Origin of the sequence: Microvirga sp. VF16 (assembly GCF_016864375.1) — a bacterium.
Taxonomy (GTDB): Bacteria; Pseudomonadota; Alphaproteobacteria; order Rhizobiales; family Beijerinckiaceae; genus Microvirga.
Genome location: NZ_CP069354.1, coordinates 4,757,926 through 4,778,936, shown reverse-complemented (window position 1 = coordinate 4,778,936; position 21,011 = coordinate 4,757,926). Strand labels below are relative to the sequence as shown.

General features: G+C 63.7%; 20 protein-coding genes. 11 read left to right on the top strand and 9 right to left on the bottom strand.

What is annotated here, in order from left to right; translation table 11 throughout:
• Positions 1-138 precede the first annotated feature (138 nt).
• Entirely contained in the window at positions 139-1,791 is a 1,653-nt protein-coding gene (locus JO965_RS22415; RefSeq protein ID WP_371826815.1) for a DUF882 domain-containing protein, read from the bottom strand.
• A gap of 246 nt (positions 1,792-2,037) precedes the next feature.
• Positions 2,038-3,789: a murein L,D-transpeptidase gene (locus JO965_RS22410; protein ID WP_203441179.1), complete on the bottom strand. Its 1,752-nt coding sequence runs from the start codon at positions 3,787-3,789 to the stop codon at positions 2,038-2,040.
• A 406-nt stretch (positions 3,790-4,195) separates the two neighbouring features.
• Here JO965_RS22410 and JO965_RS22405 point away from each other — a divergent pair, with 406 nt between their 5' ends.
• The 10 genes from JO965_RS22405 (at position 4,196) to JO965_RS22360 (ending at position 15,619) form a co-directional block, all read left to right on the top strand.
• Entirely contained in the window at positions 4,196-6,043 is a 1,848-nt protein-coding gene (locus JO965_RS22405) for a M3 family oligoendopeptidase (RefSeq protein WP_203441178.1), read from the top strand.
• A 105-nt stretch (positions 6,044-6,148) separates the two neighbouring features.
• Positions 6,149-8,098, top strand: a complete 1,950-nt coding sequence (locus JO965_RS22400) for a PQQ-dependent sugar dehydrogenase (protein WP_203441177.1) — start codon at positions 6,149-6,151, stop codon at positions 8,096-8,098.
• A 52-nt stretch (positions 8,099-8,150) separates the two neighbouring features.
• Positions 8,151-8,600, top strand: coding sequence for a DUF4440 domain-containing protein (locus JO965_RS22395; RefSeq protein ID WP_203441176.1), 450 nt, complete (start codon positions 8,151-8,153; stop codon positions 8,598-8,600).
• Between the two features lie 114 nt (positions 8,601-8,714).
• Positions 8,715-10,082 carry an AarF/ABC1/UbiB kinase family protein gene (locus tag JO965_RS22390; protein ID WP_203441175.1) on the top strand — a complete coding sequence of 456 codons (1,368 nt, stop codon included), beginning with the start codon at positions 8,715-8,717 and terminating at the stop codon, positions 10,080-10,082.
• A gap of 58 nt (positions 10,083-10,140) precedes the next feature.
• The gene (locus JO965_RS22385; RefSeq protein ID WP_203441174.1) at positions 10,141-11,358 is read left to right on the top strand and encodes a glycosyltransferase; all 1,218 of its coding nucleotides are present in this window, start codon (positions 10,141-10,143) and stop codon (positions 11,356-11,358) included.
• Between the two features lie 112 nt (positions 11,359-11,470).
• Positions 11,471-11,764: an aa3-type cytochrome c oxidase subunit IV gene (locus JO965_RS22380; RefSeq protein WP_203441173.1), complete on the top strand. Its 294-nt coding sequence runs from the start codon at positions 11,471-11,473 to the stop codon at positions 11,762-11,764.
• A 73-nt stretch (positions 11,765-11,837) separates the two neighbouring features.
• The gene (locus tag JO965_RS22375) at positions 11,838-12,974 is read left to right on the top strand and encodes a Re/Si-specific NAD(P)(+) transhydrogenase subunit alpha (protein ID WP_203441172.1); all 1,137 of its coding nucleotides are present in this window, start codon (positions 11,838-11,840) and stop codon (positions 12,972-12,974) included.
• A gap of 19 nt (positions 12,975-12,993) precedes the next feature.
• The gene (locus tag JO965_RS22370) at positions 12,994-13,443 is read left to right on the top strand and encodes a proton-translocating transhydrogenase family protein (RefSeq protein WP_203441171.1); all 450 of its coding nucleotides are present in this window, start codon (positions 12,994-12,996) and stop codon (positions 13,441-13,443) included.
• Between the two features lie 4 nt (positions 13,444-13,447).
• The gene (locus tag JO965_RS22365) at positions 13,448-14,845 is read left to right on the top strand and encodes an NAD(P)(+) transhydrogenase (Re/Si-specific) subunit beta (protein ID WP_203441170.1); all 1,398 of its coding nucleotides are present in this window, start codon (positions 13,448-13,450) and stop codon (positions 14,843-14,845) included.
• Between the two features lie 294 nt (positions 14,846-15,139).
• Positions 15,140-15,619, top strand: a complete 480-nt coding sequence (locus tag JO965_RS22360) for a GNAT family N-acetyltransferase (RefSeq protein WP_203441169.1) — start codon at positions 15,140-15,142, stop codon at positions 15,617-15,619.
• Here JO965_RS22360 and JO965_RS22355 read toward each other — a convergent pair.
• From JO965_RS22355 to JO965_RS22330, 6 genes are all read right to left on the bottom strand, one after another.
• Positions 15,589-16,071: a nucleotidyltransferase family protein gene (locus JO965_RS22355; protein WP_246776918.1), complete on the bottom strand. Its 483-nt coding sequence runs from the start codon at positions 16,069-16,071 to the stop codon at positions 15,589-15,591. The two genes, JO965_RS22360 and JO965_RS22355, sit on opposite strands and share 31 nt — an antisense overlap.
• A 162-nt stretch (positions 16,072-16,233) precedes the next feature.
• Positions 16,234-17,097: a tetratricopeptide repeat protein gene (locus JO965_RS22350; RefSeq protein WP_203441167.1), complete on the bottom strand. Its 864-nt coding sequence runs from the start codon at positions 17,095-17,097 to the stop codon at positions 16,234-16,236.
• A gap of 233 nt (positions 17,098-17,330) precedes the next feature.
• Positions 17,331-17,561, bottom strand: a complete 231-nt coding sequence (gene rpsU, locus JO965_RS22345) for a 30S ribosomal protein S21 (RefSeq protein WP_009763401.1) — start codon at positions 17,559-17,561, stop codon at positions 17,331-17,333.
• Positions 17,562-17,729: 168 nt separating this feature from the next.
• Complete coding sequence (locus JO965_RS22340) at positions 17,730-18,809, bottom strand: 5-(carboxyamino)imidazole ribonucleotide synthase (RefSeq protein WP_203441166.1); 1,080 nt, start codon at positions 18,807-18,809, stop codon at positions 17,730-17,732.
• Positions 18,810-18,812: 3 nt separating this feature from the next.
• Positions 18,813-19,304 carry a 5-(carboxyamino)imidazole ribonucleotide mutase gene (gene purE / locus JO965_RS22335; RefSeq protein WP_203441165.1) on the bottom strand — a complete coding sequence of 164 codons (492 nt, stop codon included), beginning with the start codon at positions 19,302-19,304 and terminating at the stop codon, positions 18,813-18,815.
• Positions 19,305-19,378: 74 nt separating this feature from the next.
• Positions 19,379-19,579, bottom strand: a complete 201-nt coding sequence (locus tag JO965_RS22330) for a YdcH family protein (protein WP_203441164.1) — start codon at positions 19,577-19,579, stop codon at positions 19,379-19,381.
• 302 nt (positions 19,580-19,881) lie between these two features.
• Between JO965_RS22330 and JO965_RS22325 the strand changes: the two genes are divergently transcribed.
• Entirely contained in the window at positions 19,882-20,064 is a 183-nt protein-coding gene (locus tag JO965_RS22325) for a YdcH family protein (RefSeq protein WP_203441163.1), read from the top strand.
• A 78-nt stretch (positions 20,065-20,142) separates the two neighbouring features.
• Here the strand turns inward: JO965_RS22325 and JO965_RS22320 are convergent, their stop codons facing one another.
• The gene (locus tag JO965_RS22320) at positions 20,143-20,928 is read right to left on the bottom strand and encodes a sulfite exporter TauE/SafE family protein (protein ID WP_246776650.1); all 786 of its coding nucleotides are present in this window, start codon (positions 20,926-20,928) and stop codon (positions 20,143-20,145) included.
• Between the last annotated feature and the right edge of the window lie 83 nt (positions 20,929-21,011).

Below are 21,011 nucleotides of genomic sequence, written 5' to 3'. Positions count from 1 at the left end.
AAGGGTTCCCAGCGCATCGTGCGGAAAAGTGGGGGCCGGTTTTCCGCGTCCGACGATGCGCCGGTTTAAAGCGAGCATCGGATGGATCCCAAAAGTGGGTCCCACTTTTGGGTCCGATGCTTGCGGAGCCCTTCTCTTTTATCTCACCACGTTCAGTGGTTTGACCGCCGGTCCCGTGAAGCGGTTGGTGGCCAGATCGCCCACCGGCTTGTTCGAGAAGCCCATATGCAGGCTGGGCTCCGCCGACATCAGAGCGCTCAGCGCCGTCGTCGGGGATTTCTTTGCGGCCGGAGGTACCTTGACCAATGGCGCCGCTGCCGGCTTTGCCTTTGCCACCTCCCTTGGGGTCGAGCCCGTGACCGGAATATCGACCGGTCCCGCAGCCGCGACCACGATGGGGCGCAGGTCGGGCCGTGGCGGCGGCAGCGGGTGCTGGACCGACGCCAATTCCGTCGAGCCGCGCAGCTCAGGAAGGCCGGGGATCGGGTTCGTGGCCGCGAGCGAGCCCGGACGAGCCGGCGGCAACGGGGCATAGGCGAGGGCAACGGTGCCCGCGATAGCGTCTGCTCCCGCATCATCCGCATCGGGACGCCGCGGCGGCATCGGCGCGAAGGACATGCCCCGGGCGATGGTCATCTCGGACTGCGCTTCCGGTCCCTGCTGCCAGGCTAGGGCCGGGCCCGAGGCCGTCTGGACCGTGCCGGGCGCCCCGTTGATCCGGGTCGGCGGGAGCGGGGCGGATTGAGGCGGCGTCAGATCCTCACGCAGGGCCGGTGCAATGGCTGCTACGACCGCAGGAGCAGGCGGCTCGGGCCGCGGCTGGATCGCGACGGGAGCCCGGCGTGTCGGCTCGGGAGCTTGGCCGGGCTGCAGGGCAGCATAGACCGACGAGTTGGAATCGCTGGCATAGTAGCCCTGTGCCGGCTGCGACTGGCGGGAGGCGATGAGCGCCCGGCCCGGCCGCGAGGCGACACGGATTTCCTCCGCATCCTCCTCCTCGTCCTCGCCGATGCCGAACAGGGTGGCCCAGAAGCTCCTGCGGCGCGGCTGGTTGGCGATGGCCTCCTCGGCGTCCGCATAGGCCGTGTAGCCGGCAACGGTGCCACCCTTGGCGAGGACCTCGGCGCGGGCTTCGTCATAGCCCGGTAAAGGTCTGCCGTCGGAGGGGATGTGCACGGTCTTCCCGTCGGGGAAGATGCTGGCGAGCTGGGCCCGCGTCATGCGCGGCCAAGCACGTACGCTGCCCACGTCGATATGGACGAAAGGCGTGTAGGCATTGGGATAATAGCCGACGCCGCCGTTCTGGATCCGCACGCCGATGGCGCGAAGGCGGACGGTGGACACATCCGGCAGGTAGAAGTCCATGGCCTTGCCCTGCATGTGCTGGCTGTTCTTGGCCACCGCGCTGGAGCGCCGCCTGAGCATCGAGTTGGTTTGCGGAGAACGGTAGCCCGAGTTCACACGCACAGGCTCGTTCGACCCGGACTCGCGATAGACCTCCCACACCGTATCGAACAGGCGCGGGTCCATGCGGGTCGGTTCGTCGCGCCGCCAGTCGCGCAGGAACCAGTTGAGCTGCTGCAGGGCGGCGGAATCATATTGCCCGTTGCGCCGGAAGGTGACGGTGAGGCTCTCTTTGGTATTGTTGTTGTAAAGGCTCAACGTGCGGGTATCGCCATTGGCGACGGCATCCTGCGTGCCGCGCGCCCCGCCCACCATGACGGCCAGAAAGGCCGCAAGACCAATGCCGGCGCGGTGCGCCAGAGCATCGGACCCAAAAGTGGACACCACTTTTGGGATCCATCCGATGCTCCGCTCTTTGAAAAGCGCATCGTTGGACGCGAAAAACCGGGTCCACTTTTTCGCACGATGCGCCAAGCGGTCCGTACGCAATACTCTCACTGTGATACTCGTCTTTACTCGGCTGCACCCGCGGATGCAAAAAACCCTTATAGTGAAAGGATCTTTGCCGAAGACGGTTACCTTCCCGTTAAGTGAGAGAAAGAAATTCGCTGAAAACGCAGTGGGATGAGGGAGCTATTCGGACAGGTTCAGGGCGGCGCGGACCTTGCGGTCGAGGCCGTAGAGATCCTCGAACCGCTTCACGTCGCCCTTCTCGTCGATGGCGAGCGTGAAGTAGGTCAGATGCACGGGCAGGGGATTGGTCAGGTGCACATAGCGTTCGCCCTTGCCGATGAGCCCTCGCAGCTTCTGCTCGGTCCACTTGCCATCCTTGCCCATGATCACGTCTGCGAGCTCGAAGGGCCTGTCGACGCGCACGCAGCCATGGCTGAAGGCGCGCTTGCTGGCCGAGAACAGATTGCGGTTCGGCGTGTCATGCAGATAGACCGCATGCTGGTTGGGGAACATGAACTTCACGAAGCCCAATGCATTGCGCTCGCCCGGCGGCTGCTGCACCGTGATCCGGTCGCCCCGGCGGATGATCTTGTAGCCCCGGCGCGCAGCGTAATAGGGATCGTTGGCAAGCCCCGGCAGGATCTCCTTCTTCATGATCGAGGGCGGGATCGTCCAGGACGGATTGACCACGAGATATTTCATGTTCTCGGAGAAGATCGGCGTCTGCGACTGCTCCTTGCCCACGATCACGCGGGCCTGATGGACCACATTGCGGCCCTCGACCACCTGGAGACGGAACTCGGGCACATTCACCATGATGTGTCGCTGCCCCAGATCGGCCGGCAGCCAGCGCCAGCGCTCCATATTGGTGATCAGGTCGGAGTGCCGCTGCACGACCGAGGATCCTGAGAGAGCCGCGACCGTCTGCGCGTTCAGGACGCCGGTATTCGGCAGGCCCTTTTCCTTCTGGAAGGCGGCCACCGCGGAGGCCACCCGTTCGTCATAGATTGTCTGACTGTCCGCCTCCTTCATGAGATTGAAGCGGGCGCGGATCAGAGGCACGCGCGGATCCTTCATGCCCACGCGCAGGATCGGCCCCCGGGGCAGGCGCACGCTCGGCTGCGAGGGATGGTTTTCGCGCAGTTTTGCCAGCCGCTCCTTCAAGGCCCTGTAGCCGGGATGAGGCGGGTTGTAGGCCTCGAGTGCCCCGCCTGCATCTCCGGCGGAGGAGACTTTGCTCAGCACCTCGTCGATCGCCGGCAGGGCGAGCTTCGGGGTCACCAGAGGCGAGAGGCGGGTGGGATCGATGCGCGCGCCGCGGGCGTCGCGGGCATAGCGGATCACGGACAGGGAGAGTCTTACATCGGCCTGGGCCCATTGTGCCGGCGTTGCATCCTTGCGCAGGCCCCTGTCGGGCAGGGAATAGTCGGCGGGGTCGAGGCCATCCTCGTCAGCGGCCTTCAGGCGCTCCATCGCTCCGAGCGCCGCAGGCGACCACGCACCGTCCTGTGCCCAGATCAGCGGGCGCTCGGCCTGTGCATAGAAAGCGGACAGGGCTTCCCGGTCCCTGCTGTTCACACGCATCTCGCGCATGGCGGCGTCGTCCGCGAACAGACCCTCCACGGCGATGCGGACAAGATCTGCCTGCATCAGGGCTGTCACGGGGGCCGCATCGGGCAATGGAATGTCGATGGCGGGTGCAGGCTTCAGATCGACCGACTCGATAGTGACGGGTGCAGGCTCGGGGAGCGGGATGACCTGGGAGGCGATGTCCTTTTCAACGGCGACATCGTGAAAGGAAGGCTCTGCGGGAGCGGCCTGAACGACCTCGGGATGGGCGTTGGCGATGTCTTCCGCAAGGGTAGTGAGGGGGAGGAGGGAGACCGATCCAATGAGACCAAGCCAAAGTGCCGTCTTGCGCAAGTCACGCATGACCTTGCTCCTCGTCGTAATGAAAGTGGAGGATGGGAGATGCCTCCATCAAGTGAATGTCGTCAGTGTTCCCACGCATGTTCTGTTACGCTTAACGCGCGAAACGTCATGCGGCTTCATCGTCTAGGCCAAGTTCTTTCAATTTTCTGTAAAGGGCCGCGCCGGAGCATGCGTCTCGCATCCCAGGAAGGGCGGATGCCGTCTGCAAAGAGACGGGGAGGGGGCTGAAGGCCCAAGTGCCGCGTGCGGATCGTCCGGGTCATGCTGGGCGAGAAGGGTAAACCGGCTCTTAACGGAGGGGCGGGGGCCGGGTCCAACCCTCGGCCGATATGGGTTGATCCGGAGAGCGCGGCAGCCAATATGTGTGCAGTACTATTCCAGTTCGATCCCGATCAGGCTGTCGCCCGTGACCTCTCAGAAAGTTTCCCCCGTGCCTCATTCATCCTCTGCCGCCGCGCAGGCCGAACTTGGGCCGCTGCCCGAATGGAACCTGTCCCATCTCTATCCCGGCATGGACAGCGAAGCATTCAAGCAGGACCTCGCGAAGGCCGAATCCGAGTGCAAGGCCTTCGCTGCCGCCTATCGCGGCAAGCTCGATGAGATGGCACGGGGCGAGCAGGCGTCCGAACGACTGAACGAGGTGGTGAAGCGCTATGAGGCGCTCGAAGACCTTCTCGGCCGCCTCATGTCCTATGCGGGCCTCATCTATTCCGGCGACACCACGGATCCGATCCGCGCGAAGTTCTATGGCGATACGCAGGAGCGCCTGACAGCTGCCTCGACGGAACTGCTCTTCTTCGCGCTCGAACTCAACCGCATCGACGATGCCGTGCTCGACAAGGCCACGGGCGAGGCGCCGCTCGCGCATTACAAGCCTTGGATCGAGGATCTGCGCAAGGACAAGCCTTATCAGCTGGAAGACAAGATCGAGCAGCTCTTCCACGAGAAGTCGGTTACCGGTCGCTCGGCCTGGAACCGCCTGTTCGACGAGACCATCGCTTCCTTACGCTTCACGGTGCGAGGCGAGGAGCTGCCCATCGAGCCGACCCTGAACAAGCTGCAGGATCCGGACGAGAGCGTGCGCAAGGACGCCTCCGATGCGCTGGCCAAGACCTTCAAGGCGAACCTGCGCACCTTCACGCTCATCACCAACACGCTAGCCAAGGACAAGGAGATCTCGGACCGCTGGCGCGGCTTCGAGGACGTGGCCGATTCCCGCCATCTGGCGAACCGGGTCGAGCGCGAGGTGGTGGAGGCGCTGATCTCCGCCGTGCGCGAGGCCTATCCACGCCTGTCGCACCGCTACTATGCCCTGAAGGCCAAGTGGTTCGGCAAGGACAAGCTCGACCATTGGGACCGCAACGCGCCTCTGCCGAAGGTCGAGCAGCGCACCATCTCCTGGAACGAGGCGAAGGACACGGTGCTCTCGGCCTATTCCGCCTTCTCGCCGCGCATGGCCGACATCGCGCAGCGCTTCTTCGACGAGGACTGGATCGATGCGCCGACCCGTCCCGGCAAGGCGCCCGGCGCCTTCGCCCATCCGACGGTGCCGTCCGCTCACCCCTACGTGCTCCTGAACTACCAGGGCAAGCCGCGGGACGTGATGACCCTGGCGCACGAATTGGGACACGGCGTGCATCAGGTCATGGCCGGCCCGAATGGTGCGCTCATGGCGCCCACACCCCTGACGCTTGCAGAGACGGCCTCCGTCTTCGGCGAGATGCTGACCTTCCGCCGCCTGCTCGACCAGACCACCGACCCGGTGCAGCGCAAGGCGATGCTGGCGGCGAAGGTCGAGGACATGATCAACACGGTGGTGCGCCAGATCGCGTTCTATTCCTTCGAGCGCAAGGTTCATGTGGAGCGCCGCAACGGCGAGCTGACGGCCGACAAACTGTGCGAACTCTGGATGTCGGTGCAGGACGAGAGCCTCGGGCCGGCGATCCGCTTGGGTCCGGGCTACGAGAGCTTCTGGACATATATCCCCCATTTCATCCATTCGCCGTTCTACGTCTATGCCTATGCCTTCGGCGATTGCCTCGTGAACTCGCTTTATGGCGTCTACGAGCGTTCCAACGAAGGCTTCGTGGACCGCTATTTCGCGCTCCTCTCGGCGGGCGGCACCAAGCACTACTCGGAGTTGCTCGCTCCCTTCGGCCTTAACGCCAGCGATCCGGCCTTCTGGCAGATCGGTCTGTCGATGATCGAGCGCCTGATCGGCGAGCTGGAGGCCATGGAAAAAGAAGCTGCGTGATTGTTCTGTCCTGAGCGGCGGGACGACTTGCCGCTCAGGACCGCCGAATTAAAGTACCGAATTCCATAACAATGGCTGCATTGGGGGCAGACCGGGAGGTCGACCATGGCAGTTCGTATCGGGAGTCAGGCCGCAGACAGGCTGAGCGGCACCGGAGCCGCCGATGTGATCTACGGCTACGATCCCAACGCCAGAACCCCGTCCACGATGGCGGCCAATGCGATCGTCTCCGGCCTGGAAAATCCCCTGTACCTGACAGCGGCGCCGGGCAATTCCCAGCATCTTTTCATTCTGGAGAAGCGCGGTCTGGTGAAGGTCTACGATACCGGCACGGGCCAGACCCTCGGCGCATCGTTCCTCAACGTCTCTTCTCAGGTCGCGACCGATGGTGAACAGGGGCTGCTCGGTCTCGCTTTCGCTCCTGATTTCGCGACGAGCCGGAGGTTTTACGTCTATCTCAGCACGATCGCCGGCGATGTGGAGATCCGCGAATACAGAACGCTGGCGTCCAATCCCCTCGTTGCAGATGCCAGCAGCATGCGGCTCATCGATCGGATCGACTACCCGTCGTCCACCACCAACCATCGGGGTGGCTGGATCGGGTTCGGACCGGACGGCTATCTCTACGTGGCGACCGGCGACGGTGCGAACAGCGCCAACTCGCAAAGCCTCAGCCAATTGGGCAAGATCCTCCGGCTCGACGTGAGTGGCAGCGATGCCTTCCCCATGGATGCCAACAGGAACTATGCTCTGCCTCCAGATAATCCGGCGGCGATCGATGGCATCGCGGGTAACGCGGCGCAAACCGGGATCTATGCCGCAGGACTGCGCAACCCGTGGCGCGTGAGCTTCGACCGGCTGACCGGCGAGATGTATATCGGCGATGTCGGCGAAGGCACCTATGAAGAGATCAATCTCGGGAGAGTTGGCGCCAACTACGGGTGGAGCGCCACCGAGGGGCCGTTCAATCCCGGATCGTTCCCGAACTATACGAACCCGGTCCATGCCTATGGCCGCGATCTCGGCCAGGCGGTCACGGGAGGTTACGTCTATCGCGGGCCCGAGCAGGATTTTCAGGGAACGTATGTCTTCTCGGATTTCGGCAGCAGCGGGATCTGGTCGTTGCAACGCGTCTCCGGCTCGTGGTCTTTCAAGGATCTGACGGGTCAGGTCGCAGTGGGCGGCGGCCCGATCGGTTCCGTTTCGTCAATGGGAGAGGATGGATCTGGAAATCTCTACATCGTCGATTTTGGGGGCAAGGTCTTCCGCCTGGATCTCAAGTCAGGCAGCGGTCCGGATCCTCGTGACGATGCTGCGGATGTTCTCAGTGGCGGCGGCGGCAACGATCGGATCTTTGGCGGCGGTGGAAACGACACGCTGTTTGGAGGCAGCGGCAACGATAATCTTCGGGGCGGACCGGGCGCCGATCTCCTGTCGGGCAGCGGCGGCTTCGACTATGCCGATTACCGCGATTCACCGGGCCGCGTGCTCATCGATCTCGCGAAGAGGACCCAGGCCGGAAGCGATGCGTCCGGAGATCGCTTCTCGAGCATCCAGGGCGTGTGGGGCAGTGCGTTCAACGATGTGCTGAAAGGCGCGTCAGGGGACGAGACGCTTCGTGGTGGGGCCGGCAACGACAGCCTCTCCGGCAATGCCGGGAACGACAGGCTCTATGGCGATCTCGGGCGCGATACGCTTGTCGGCGGCCCCGACAAGGATTGGTTATCCGGCGGATCAGGGGCGGATGTGTTTCGCTGGCAATCCATCGGCTCCGTCGGCTCCGCTTTAAGCCGTGCGGATGTCGTGCACGATTTCAGCCGCAGCGCCCAAGATCATCTGGATTTGTCGAGGATCGATGCCAATGCTCTGCGCGGTGGAAATCAGGCGTTCGCTTTCATCGGCAATGCGGAGTTCACGGCAGCCGGTCAGGTCCGGTACGAGGCCGCGGGATCGGAGACGCGGGTCCTCCTGAATACGGATGCCGACCTCGCTGCGGAAGGCATCATCCGTCTTAGCGGTATCCGCAGCCTGAGATCCGGTGATTTCATCCTTTAATCCGGCGGTTGCCGAGAAGGCATATCCGGTCGTCGGGACATAGGATGCGGCCATGGCGCATGAAAGCATCACGGACGAGGAGCTCGCCGAGCTCGTCCAACGGACAGAGGAAGCCACTTCGGCGTTCATGCGCGGGGATATGCATCGCTATCTCGCATTGACGCCTCATGCTTCCGGCTTCGTGCTGATGAACCCTTTCGGCGGAGAGCCCGCCCGCTACGATAACCGAAGTGAGAGTCTGCTGGAGGTCGCCGATTATTTCAAAGCCGGCGAGGCGACGCTGGAAGTGGTGCAAACCTATGCGTCGGGCGACCTCGTCGTTCTTGTGATGATCGAGCGGCAGCATGGCGAAGTCGGTGGTCTGCCGGACCAGGAATGGCCGCTGCGCGTCACCCAGGTCTATCGCCGCGAAGGAAGCGAATGGCAGCTGGTCTATCGGCATGCTGACCCGCTCGTCCACCGCATCGGCCTCGAGCAGGCTGCGAGGCTCGCCCGCGGCTGATCGGCGCTGCGGTCGCCGATGTCGCAATCCCGGTCGAATCGTCCACGCAGCCTAGCGCTTCGCGCAGCAAGCCATATCTTAAGCTCTCCGGTTCAGAGCAAGAGATTCCACGTCATGGCCGATTCCGACCGCGAAGCGAACCGCTTCTCCGCGCGCGCCGCCCGTTATGCCCGCGTGGGCGCCAATATGGGTGGGGTCGCGGCCCGCATGGCAGGATCACGATTGTTCGGGGGTGATGTGCGCGATGCCTCCAACGCGGCAGTGCTGGCGCAGGCGCTCGGCGGACTGAAGGGGCCGATCATGAAGGTGGCGCAGCTTCTCGCCACCATTCCCGATCTCATCCCGCCGGAATATGCAGCCGAGCTGCAGAAGCTCCAGAGCGAGGCGCCGCCCATGGGGGCAGCCTTCGTGAAACGGCGCATGCAGGCAGAACTCGGACCGCAATGGCAGAGTCGGTTCGGTTCCTTCGATCTCAATCCCGCGGCGGCCGCATCGCTCGGTCAGGTTCATCGCGCAACCACGAAAGACGGCGAGCCAATCGCCTGCAAGCTGCAATATCCCGACATGCAATCCGCCGTGGAGGCGGATCTGCAGCAGCTCGAATGGGTCTTCGCCGTCCATCGCCGCATGGATCCCGCCATCGACACCCGCGAGATCGCCAAGGAGATCGGCGAGCGCGTGCGCGAGGAGCTCGATTACGAGCGCGAGGCCAAGCATGCGGCGCTCTACGCAAAGACCCTCGCCGATGTAGAGGAGGTCCGGGTGCCGCGGGTTCATCCGGAACTCTCCACCCGGCGACTCCTGTCGCTCGAATGGCTGGACGGCGAGAAGATTCTCGGATTCACCGAGGCCCCGGTCGAGATCCGCAACCGGCTGGCGGTCGCCATGTTCAAGGCCTGGTGGCACCCGTTCAGCCATGCGGCCGTCATCCACGGCGATCCTCACCTCGGCAATTACACGGTGTTCTCCGAGGGCGGGGAGCCGGGAGGCATCAATCTCCTCGATTACGGCTGCATCCGCATCTTCCATCCGCGCTTCGTCGGCGGCGTGGTCGACCTTTATCGCGGTCTCCAGACCGACGACCGCGCCCGTGTCGTCCATGCCTACGAGACCTGGGGCTTCAAGAAACTCTCGAACGAGCTGATCGACATTCTGAACATCTGGGCCCGCTTCATCTATGCGCCGCTCCTCGACGACCGGGTCCGCACCGTGGCCGACGGGGTAAAGCCCGGCGAATATGGCCGCCGTCAGGCCTTTGAGGTTCACAAGGCCCTGAAGGAGAAGGGCCCCGTCACCGTCCCGCGCGAATTCGTGTTCATGGACCGGGCGGCCGTGGGCTTGGGTGCCGTCTTCCTGCATCTGAAGGCCGAGCTGAACTATCACCGGCTGTTCGAGAACGAGATCGAGCGATTCTCCCTGGAAAGCCTGGAGCAGAAACAGAAGGAGGCGCTGAAAGCTTCCGGTTTACCAAGTCCCGTGTAATGAGGTTGCATCTTTTGCCGTTCGGCCCTAGAGGCTAACGGTAGGTTAGGGGCAGCCGATGAAGATTGCTTTCGTTCACCAGAATTTTCCGGGCCAATTCCTGCGTCTCGCCAGGACCTTCGTGGCCGAGGGGCATGAGGTCGTGGGCCTTGGGATGGTCAAGCAATGCTTTATCCCGGGCGTGAAGTACTTTTCCTACGATGCGGTCCCCGGCCCGGAGGACGCGCCTTACCAGAACCGCTATTCTCCCGTCATCCCGCGCCTGCGCCGCGCCTATGGGGTGGCCCACAAGGCTCGCGAGCTTGCCGGCCAAGGCTTCGAGCCGGACGTGGTGGTGGTCAATACCGGCTGGGGCGAGAACCTGTTCCTGAAGGATATCTGGCCCAGGGCCCGCCACGTGGCCTACTTCGAATATTATTACCACGCCAAGGGCCAGGACCTCGATTTCGATCCCGAATTCCCGGTCACCAACGAGGAGGTGATCTGGCGCCTGCGCCTGAAGAATTCCATGCAGCTCGGCGCTCTCGACGCTGCCGACGCAGCCGTAGCACCGACCCGCTACCAGCGCGACACCTTCCCGACCTATCTGCGCGACCGGCTCGCCATCATCCATGACGGCATCGACACCCATAAACTCCTCCCCGACCCGAACGTCAGGATCCAGCTCGGCCAGGACGGGCCGCAACTCACCCGAGAAAAGCCCGTCGTCACCTATGTGACCCGCAATATCGAGCCGATGCGCGGCGCCCATATCGTCTTCAAGAGCCTGCCCTATCTGCTCGAGATCGATCCGGAACTCCGGGTGGTCATCATCGGAGGCAAGGGCGCCAGCTATTCCGGCTCCGCGCCGAACGGGCAATCCTGGTTCGATGTCTTCAGATCCCGGATCGAGCGGCCGGTCGACTGGTCCCGGGTCCATTTCGTCGGAAACCTGCCCTACGACCAGTTCGTGAAGGTCCTGCAGACCTCCTCGGCCCATATCTACATGACCTATCCCTTCGTGCTGTCCTGGTCGTCCATCGAGGCCATGGCGCTCGAATGCCGGATCGTGGCCTCCGATACGGAGCCGGTGCGTGAGGTCATCCAGGACGGGGTCAACGGGCGCCTCTTCCCCTTCTTCGACGAGAAGGCCCTGGCCGAGCGCGTGCGCGAGACTCTTAACGACAAGGACAAGTCCGCCGACATGGCCGCGGAGGCCCGGCGGATCGCCGTTGCGAAATACGATTACGAAACGGTTTGCCTGCCGCAATGGCGGGAGTTCCTAGGGATCAAATAACCTCGAAAAGCATTCATAAAGTTTTCATTGGAGCCATTCGAAAGATTGCGGCTCCTCACCGCATGCGCTAAACGCAGCAGTTAATACGTGACGCTGAACAGGGCTTTGAAACATGGCCGATACAAAACATGCGCCGCACGGGGGCTACAGTCCGGATATGGACGCTCGCGCTCATGAGGCGACCTATTACGGGTTCATTCAGTTCGCCGAAATCGCGACCGCCGTCATCGTCTGCCACGTGCTGGCTTTGGCCGTCGGCGGCATCAAGCATGCCTGGGTCACAGCGATCTTCGGTGTCATTCTCTCGCTGGTCGCAGGCGGCATCGGCGCCATGGCTCCTTCCGTCGGTGCGCGGGCTCCGGCCGCCGTCGGCGTTCTCCTTCTCCTGGCGCTCATTTTCTATTGAGCGGCGGATGACTTTTGACAGACACAGAAAGAGCTTGATTCCAAGCCGTTGACCACATCCCAGGGGGGCCTACATGCGGATCGCCGTTCTCTCCGAAACCGATGGAGCGGAGACACGCGTTTCCGCCACCCCTGAAACGGTCAAGAAATACAAAAGCCTCGGCGCTGACGTGGTCGTCCAGGCCGGGGCTGGCGCCAAGGCCGGTATCCCCGATGCCGAGTTCGAGGCTGCCGGCGCATCCATCGCCAAGACGGCCAAGGACGCCCTGAAGGACGCCGACGTCCTCCTCAAGGTCCGCCGCCCCGCCGAGGGCGAGCTGAAGGGCGCCAAGCCCGGCGCCCTGGTCATCGCCATCATGGACCCTTATGGCCAGGAAGCAGCCCTCAAGGCCCTGGCCGACACGCAGGTTGCCGCCTTCGCCATGGAGCTGATGCCCCGCATCACCCGCGCGCAGGTGATGGACGTGCTGTCCTCCCAGGCCAATCTCGCCGGCTACCGGGCCGTCATCGATGCCACCGCCGAATACGGCCGGGCACTGCCGATGATGATGACCGCCGCCGGCACGGTGCCCGCGGCCCGCATCTTCGTCATGGGCGCCGGTGTGGCCGGTCTCCAGGCCATCGCCACCGCCCGCCGTCTTGGCGCCGTCGTGACCGCCACCGACGTGCGTCCCGCCGCCAAGGAGCAGGTCGAGAGCCTGGGCGCCAAGTTCATCGCGGTCGAGGACGAGGAGTTCAAGCAGGCAGAGACGGCTGGCGGCTACGCCAAGGAGATGTCGGACGCCTACAAGGCCAAGCAGGCCGAACTTGTCGCTTCCCACATCGCCAAGCAGGACATCGTCGTCACCACGGCCCTGATCCCCGGCCGCCCGGCGCCGAAGCTCGTCTCGCGCGCCATGGTCGAATCCATGAAGCCCGGCTCGGTCATCGTCGATCTGGCGGTGGAGCGCGGCGGCAATTGCGAGCTGGCCCAACCCGGCCAGGTGGTGGAGCATAACGGCGTGAAGATCGTGGGCCACCTCAACGTGCCCGGACGCCTCGCCGCCACGGCGTCCAGCCTCTATGCGAAGAACCTCTACGCCTTCGTCGAGACGCTGGTGGACAAGGAAACCAAGGCTCTGGCCGTGAAGTGGGACGACGAGTTGGTCAAGGCCACCTGCCTGACTCGTGACGGCGCCATCGTTCACACCGCCTTCCAGCCGACTGCTTAAACCGTCCAGGGAGGACACCATGGCAACGCTTACGCCCGAACAGGCCGTCGAGCAGGCCCAAGCGGCGGCAGAGGCTGCCCGCCGCTCGGCCGAGGCGGCCCAGACTATCGCCGATCAGGTGGCCGATGCGGCAGGAGCCGCCGCCGCCGCCGTGACCCACGGGGCCGTCGACCCGACGGTGTTCCGCCTCGCCATCTTCGTACTGGCGATCTTCGTCGGCTATTACGTGGTCTGGTCGGTGACCCCGGCGCTGCACACGCCGCTGATGTCGGTCACCAACGCCATTTCCTCCGTCATCGTGGTCGGCGCGCTGCTGGCGGTGGGCGTCGATGTGGCCCCCGGTCTCGGCGAGGGGCCGATCTGGGCGCGGGCGCTCGGCTTCATCGGACTTATCCTGGCATCCATCAATATCTTCGGCGGCTTCCTGGTGACCCAGCGCATGCTCGCCATGTACCGCAGGAAGGGATGAGGCGATGTCGGCCAATCTAGCCTCGATCCTCTACCTCGTCTCGGGCGTCCTGTTCATCCTGGCCCTTCGCGGCCTGTCGCACCCGACCACCTCCCGGCAGGGCAATCTCTACGGCATGGTGGGCATGGGGATCGCCATCCTCACCACCCTGTTTGTCTCCCCGCCGAGCGGCTTCGGCGGCTGGGCGCTGGTGGTGCTGGGCCTCGGCATCGGCGGCGGCATCGGCGCGGTGGTCGCCAAGCGCGTGCCGATGACGGCTATGCCGCAGCTCGTCGCCGCCTTCCACTCCCTGGTCGGTCTCGCGGCGGTCCTCGTGGCGGCGGGCGCGCTCTATGCGCCGCAGGCCTTCGGCATCGGTTCGGTCGGCACCATCCATGGCGGATCGCTGTTCGAGATGGCGCTCGGCGTCGCCATCGGCGCCGTCACCTTCACCGGCTCCGTGATCGCGTTTTTGAAGCTTGACGGGCGCATGTCCGGCAAGCCGATCCTGCTGCCGAGCCGGCATCTGATCAATGCCAGCCTTGGCCTGTTGCTTCTCGTGCTGCTCGTCTTCTTCATCCGCACGGAGAGCCATGCGGTCTTCTGGCTGATCGTGGTGGTCTCCTTCGTGCTCGGCGTGACGCTCATCATCCCCATCGGCGGCGCCGACATGCCGGTGGTGGTGTCGATGCTCAATTCCTATTCGGGCTGGGCGGCCGCGGGCATCGGCTTCACGCTGGGCAACCTCGCGCTCATCATCACCGGCGCGCTGGTCGGCTCCTCGGGTGCGATCCTGTCCTACATCATGTGCAAGGGCATGAACCGCTCCTTCATCTCCGTGATCCTCGGCGGCTTCGGCGGCGAGACGACAGCCGCCGCCGGCGGTGCGGTCGAAACCCGTCCCGTGAAGCAGGGCTCGGCGGACGATGCCGCCTTCATCATGAAGAACGCCGCCAAGGTCATCATCGTGCCGGGCTACGGCATGGCGGTGGCCCAGGCGCAGCACGCCCTGCGCGAGATGGCGGACGAGCTGAAGGCCGAGGGCGTCGAAGTGAAATACGCCATTCATCCGGTCGCGGGCCGCATGCCCGGCCACATGAACGTGCTGCTCGCGGAAGCCAACGTGCCCTATGACGAGGTGTTCGAGCTCGAGGACATCAACGGCGAATTCCCGCAGGCCGATGTCGCCTTCGTCATCGGCGCCAACGACGTGACGAACCCGGCCGCCAAGACCGACTCGGCCTCGCCGATCTTCGGCATGCCGATCCTCGACGTGGAGCGCGCCAAGACAGTGCTGTTCATCAAGCGCGGCATGGGCTCGGGCTATGCCGGCGTCGAGAACGAGCTGTTCTTCCGCGACAACACCATGATGCTCTTCGGCGATGCCAAGAAGGTGGTCGACGAGATTTTGAAGAATCTCTGATCCGACGATCAGGACAATGCTTCATGCCCGGCCCAGCGCCGGGCATTTTCGTTTTACCGCTGCATCTCCACTGTCATTCCGGGGCCGCGTAGCGGAGCCCGGAATCCATAGCCGCTGACAGTTCAGAAAGAAGTGCGAGGCTGTTCGCCCTATCTCGATACGTCGTGTTTATGGATTCCGGGCTCGGCTCTGACGAGCCGCCCCGGAATGACAGTGTAGGACGCCCACGATGACGAAGCCGGCGAAATCTGCTTTAACGCGAGCCCCTGACGTGCTTCGCCTGGACTTCGCCTCATGTCCTCCATCACACTCCGCACTGCCCTTCCTTCCGACCGGGATGCCGTCATCGAGCTGATCCACCAGCTCAACATCTTCGAGGCCGATCTTGTCGGCGACCGTCGGCGCGATTACGGGGCGGCGGCGGAGTATTACGACGAGCTGATGCAGCGCCTGTCCCGGCGCAACGGTCGCATCATTCTTGCCCAATCGGATGGGATCGCTGTAGGTGCCATGGGCTTTTCGCTCGATCAGGATGCAGCCTATGTGGCCGATACTCTTCGCAATCACGGCACGGTGACGGACCTGATCGTGCACAACGATTGGCGCGGGCAGGGCATCGGCCAGATGTTTCTCAAGGAGGCCGAGCGCCTGACGAAGGAGGCCGGTCTGAAGCGCCTCTTCATCGGCGTCCTCGTCGCCAATGAACGGGCCGAGCGCACCTATCGCGCCTTCGGCTTCGAGCCTTACGTGTCGATCATGTCGAAGGAAGTGTGAGGGGCCGGATAGGCCTCATCCCACGTCATGAGCATCGTCAGTTTCGGCCAGCGGGTTGGCCAGTCCTTGCTCCGTACCCGTTCGCGATAGATATCCATCTTATGTTCGAAGGCTGGTGTCGGCCTCACGATTAGGTTCAGAAGATCCTGAATCCCGTGAGGCACCATCACCTCGACTTTGCCACGGATTGAACGGGCTGCGATGGCCGTTGCGGTCTCTGCCCAATGAGCAACCGCATCGAATGTATTGCGATAGGGCGCATCGCCGTTGCGAAGATGCATGCGCGCCTGATTCTTCACGGACCAGATCACGCCGGGAGCGGATGCGCGGAGGCACCGCTCAAGGTCGCTTTCCCGCTCTCGCCGTGTGTCGTCTGGATCGAAGTAGATCACATCCACGTCGTTGAGACGGGACACATCAATTGCGCATCCGTGCCGTACATCCCAGACCATGTTGCGGATGAAGCCGGCTCCGATCCAGCAATCCGGAAGGCCGAGGCGCTCCACATGCAAAAGAAGCGCATGCAGGTCCGCATGCGCTTCGAGAAGATGTTCGATGTCCGCGATGGTCCGCAGGGGGAGGGGCGGGGTTCATGCCGCCTTCCTCCGTGGCCCTTAAGAGCGGAACAGACCCGCGACGCCGCCCTGGAGTCGGGAGCTGCCCTGGCGGGCGACGCTGTTGCTGTTGTCGAGGGCGAGCGCACGCGAATAGCTCTCGAGCGCTTGGCTGCGATCGCCCTTGCGTTCGAGGGCGACGCCGCGCCAGGCCCAGGAATTGGCGTCCTTGTTGTCGACGTTGAGGGCCGCGTTGAAGTCCTCGATGGCCTTGTCGTACTGGTTCGTCGCCACGAAGCTCTGGCCGCGGGCGGCGTAAGGTGCACCGACGAAGGGATTGCGGTCGATGGTGGCGTCGAAATCCAGGATCGCCTGCTGGTGCATGTTCTGGCGCTGATAGAGCAGGCCGCGGGAATGGAGCGCCTCGGCCGATTCGGGCAGCAGACGGGTTGCCATGTTCAGGTCGCTCAAGGCTTCCTGGTACTGGTTCTGGGCGCGGTAGAGATTGGCGCGGCCGATATAGGCCGGGCCGTAATTCGGGTCCGCCTGGACCGAGCGGGTGAAGTCGGCGAGCGCCTGGTCGTTGCGGTTCGTCTGCCGCAGGGCGAGCGCACGGTTGGTATAGGCCGGCGCATAGTTCGGATCGAGCTGCACCGCCTTGGAGAAGTCGGAGATGGCGCTGCTGTAGTTCCCCACGCGGGCATAGGCCGCGCCGCGGGTGTTATAGGCGCCCGGATCGTTCGGGTTGCGCTGGATCACGTCCGAGAGCGACGAGATGTTGACCGTGCTCGTTCCCTGGGTGTCCTCCTCCACCACGGCGATGCGCTGCGTGGGACCGCCGCTCATGGTGCCGCAGGCGGACAGGCCGATGGCAACGAGGGTCAGGCTCAAGGGGGCCAAATGGCGAATCGATGGGGCGAACACCTTCGTCTCCAACTTAACGAAACTCATAGTACCGGGAGCGGCACTCTGGCGGGAAATCCTTAACAGCCGTGAAACAAGGCATCAAAAAGGCGCCGGCGAGAGAGAAATTGAGAGAGCGGTTCGGCCATTGGCCCAGGGAAGAGGGGGCCAGACATGCAAACAGCGCCCCGCTTGCGCGACGGGCGCTGGTTCACAACCGATAGGCGATGCCTTTTCAGGCCTGCTCGAAGAGCTTAGCGGGTCGGGCGGGGCTTGGAAGGCAGCAGGCCTTCGCGCTGCATCCGCTTGCGGATCAGCTTACGAGCGCGGCGAACGGCCTCAGCCTTCTCGCGGGCCTTCTTCTCAGACGGCTTCTCGTAGTGACCGCGAAGCTTCATTTCGCGGAAGATGCCCTCACGCTGCATCTTCTTCTTGAGAGCGCGGAGCGCCTGATCGACGTTGTTATCCCGGACAAGAACCTGCACGCGAATTCCTCGTATTTGAACCGTTTCGATTGTGATAAAAAACAACGAGGCCCGTCATGCGCACCTCTCACTGGCCGGCGTCGATACCAGAAGAAGCCTTGCCTGTCCAGGGTTACCCCTCAAGAAAAGCGCCGGTCAAGGGTGATAACGGCCCCGGTTCGAAAAGATTCAGCCTCGTTCCGAAAAAACCCGGGTGACATGTCCCATCTTGCGCCCGGCCCGGGCCTCCGTCTTGCCGTAGAGGTGGAGATGGGCACCGGGCTCGGCCAGGATCTCCTCCCAGGCATCGGCATCGTGCCCGATCAGGTTCTTCATCTCGACCCGGCCGAGGCGGGCGGTCTCGCCCAGAGGCCAGCCGCAGACCGCTCTCACATGCTGTTCGAATTGCGAGGTCGTGGCGCCACCGAGCGTCCAATGGCCGGAATTGTGCACCCGGGGGGCGATCTCATTGACGACGAGGCGCTCCTGACCGTCCTCGGTGACGAGAAACAGCTCGACTGCGAGCACACCCACGTAGTCCAGAGCCTCGGCGATGGAGCGGGCGATCCGGAAGGCTTGGCTTTCGGTCTCAGGCGAAACGCCGGCCGGAACCTGGGTGGTGTCGAGGATATGGTTGCGGTGCTCGTTGGCGCACAGATCGTAGGCCGCAAAGGCACCAGAGGCGGTGCGGGCGGCGACGACTGACACTTCCCGCTCGAAGGGCACGAAGCCCTCCAGGATGGAGGCGGCGCAACCGATCTCCTCCCAGGCCGCGACGGGGTCGGCCTCGGGTGTTATCTTCACCTGCCCCTTGCCGTCATAGCCGAAGCGGCGGGTCTTGAGCACAGCGGGTCGACCGATGCGCTCGACGGCTTCGGCCAGCTCGGCCTCGCTGGAGACGGGCGCGAAGGGCGCCACCGCGATGCCGAGACCGGCGATAAAGCTCTTTTCGAGAAAGCGGTCCTGCGACACGGCCAGCGCCTGCGCATTGGGGGCAAGCAGAGCATGGGCGCTCAGGATCGCGGCCGTTTCGCTCGGCACGTTCTCGAATTCGTATGTGACCACGTCCACGGCCTTGGCGAAGCGCACCAGGTTCGCTTCGTCCTCATAGGCCGCGATGGTGTATTCGGTCGCCACCTCGAAAGCCGGGCTGTTTTCCTCCGGCGCATAGATATGCGTCTTCAGGCCCAGCTGCGCCGCCGCCATGGCGATCATGCGGCCGAGCTGGCCGCCGCCGAGAATGCCGAGGGTGCAGCCGGGACGGATCATACTCTAGCCTTCGTTGGAGGGGCGCTCGGCCACGCTGTCGCTCTGACGCTTCCGCCATTCGTTGAGGCGCTCAGCGAGGGCAGGATCGTGCAGGGCCAGCACGGCAGCGGCCAGCAGGGCCGCGTTCACGGCGCCTGCGCGGCCGATGGCGAGCGTTCCCACCGGGATGCCGGCGGGCATCTGCACGATGGAGAGCAGGCTGTCCTGGCCCGAGAGCGCCTTGGATTCCACCGGCACGCCGAAGACGGGCAGGGGGGTCATGGCGGCGGTCATCCCGGGCAGGTGGGCAGCTCCGCCGGCGCCGGCGATGATGACCTGGAAGCCTTCCGCCTTGGCGCCCTTGGCGAAGGCCACCAGCCGGTCCGGGGTGCGGTGAGCGGAAACGATACGGGTGTCGTAAGAAACGCCGAGCGCATCGAGCGTCTCGGCGGCATGGCGCATGGTGGCCCAGTCGGACTGGCTGCCCATGATGATGGCAATGGGGGGACGCGCCATGGCGTGGCTCCGGCTTTAAGGGCCTTAACTGTCCAGCCGGAATAGCGAAGCCGCTCCAGCCAGGCAAGGCTTTCTCAGGCGATGATGTCGGGGGTGAGCTGATCTTCGAGCCGGATGATCTGGTCCTTGAGGGCAAGCTTGCGCTTCTTCAGGCGCTGGACCTGTAGCTGGTCTCCGGCAACCATGCTCTCCAGAGCGTCGATGGCCATGTCGAGATCGCGGTGTTCCTGCTTGAGACGGGCCAGTTCCGTTTCCAGTTCAGCCAATTCGGTCATAAAAATTACCCAGAGCATCGGACCCAAAAGTGGACTCCACTTTTGGGATTGATCCGATGCTCAATCCCTTAAGTGGCGCATCGTCGGGCGCGGAAAACCGGGTCCACTTTTCCGCACGATGCGCTAGATACCCGGCTGCCCTGCGGCCGGGCCAAGAGGGGCGGAAGTATGCTCTTGGGCCCTGTGGAGAGCAAGATCGCTCACGCATCTTCACCTCGCGATTCTTTGAATTTCGCCTTCGACTCGCCACACTCTGTCTGCCACAATGTTCCCCGTCAGTAGATCGAATAGGAGGAACTGACATGCCGCTGCAGAATCACCTGACGGAACTGGAACGGAAGCATCGGGCTCTCGAGCGCGAAATCCAGGATACGCTCAACAGACCGTCGGCAGATGACATGAGGCTGGCAGAACTCAAGCGAAAGAAGCTTCAACTCAAGGACGAGATCACACGGCTGAGAAGCTCTGAAACGGCGTTGCATTAGCCGAACGATTCCTTAAATTTTCCCACCCGAAGAAGCCGTCGCTTCACTGAAGGAGCGGCGGCTTTTCATTGAGATATCTCAAAGAATCGCACCCGCGCCGTCGTAGATCAGCTTGGCGCCCACGAAGACCAGCAGGACATAAACGGCGGTGTAGAACGACTGCCCGGAAACGCGCCGCACGAGCAAGACACCGGCCCAGGTCGAGGCGATGGCCAGCGGAAACAGGGCTCCGGCGGTGGCCATGTTCTCCATCGTGAACTGCCCGAGCGCCAGATAGGGCGGCACCTTAATCCAGTTGACGAGCGCGAAGACGATGGCGCCCGTGCCGACGAAGACGTCGCGCGGCAGCCGCTGGGGCATCACATAGATCTGGAAGGGCGGCCCGCCCGCATGGGCAATCATGCTGGTAAACCCCGTCACCCAGCCCCAGAAGATCCCGCGCGGCACATCGGCCGGCGCAGGCTTCGGCGGGGTCGCTCTGCGCTCCACGACGATGCGGCGAACGGCAAACGCCACCGAAATGACTCCGACCACCAGCTTGACCGCGGCATCGGATACTTGGGCGGCCAGGAGATAGCCCGTGAGAATGCCCGATGTCGCGCCCAGGACCATGATCACGACGTTGCGGCGATCCCAGGTGTGTCGGTAGGCCCAGACGGATACCACGTCCTGGACGATCAGGATCGGCAGCGTAATGGCGGCGGCCTGCACGGGCGAGACCACCAGCGCCATCAGCGGCAGCGAGAGCGCGCCGAGACCCGAGAAGCCGCCCTTGGCGAGCCCGAGCAGGATCACCGCGGGAATGGCGGCGGCATAGAAGAGAGGATCGGTAATCACGAAGGCACTCGCCGAAAGTCGACTCACCGAAAGTCGCCCCTGACCACGGCTTGGTGGCCTGCTACCACAGCAGGCGCTTGAAGTCTCATGCCGTGAACGCAACGGGGAAC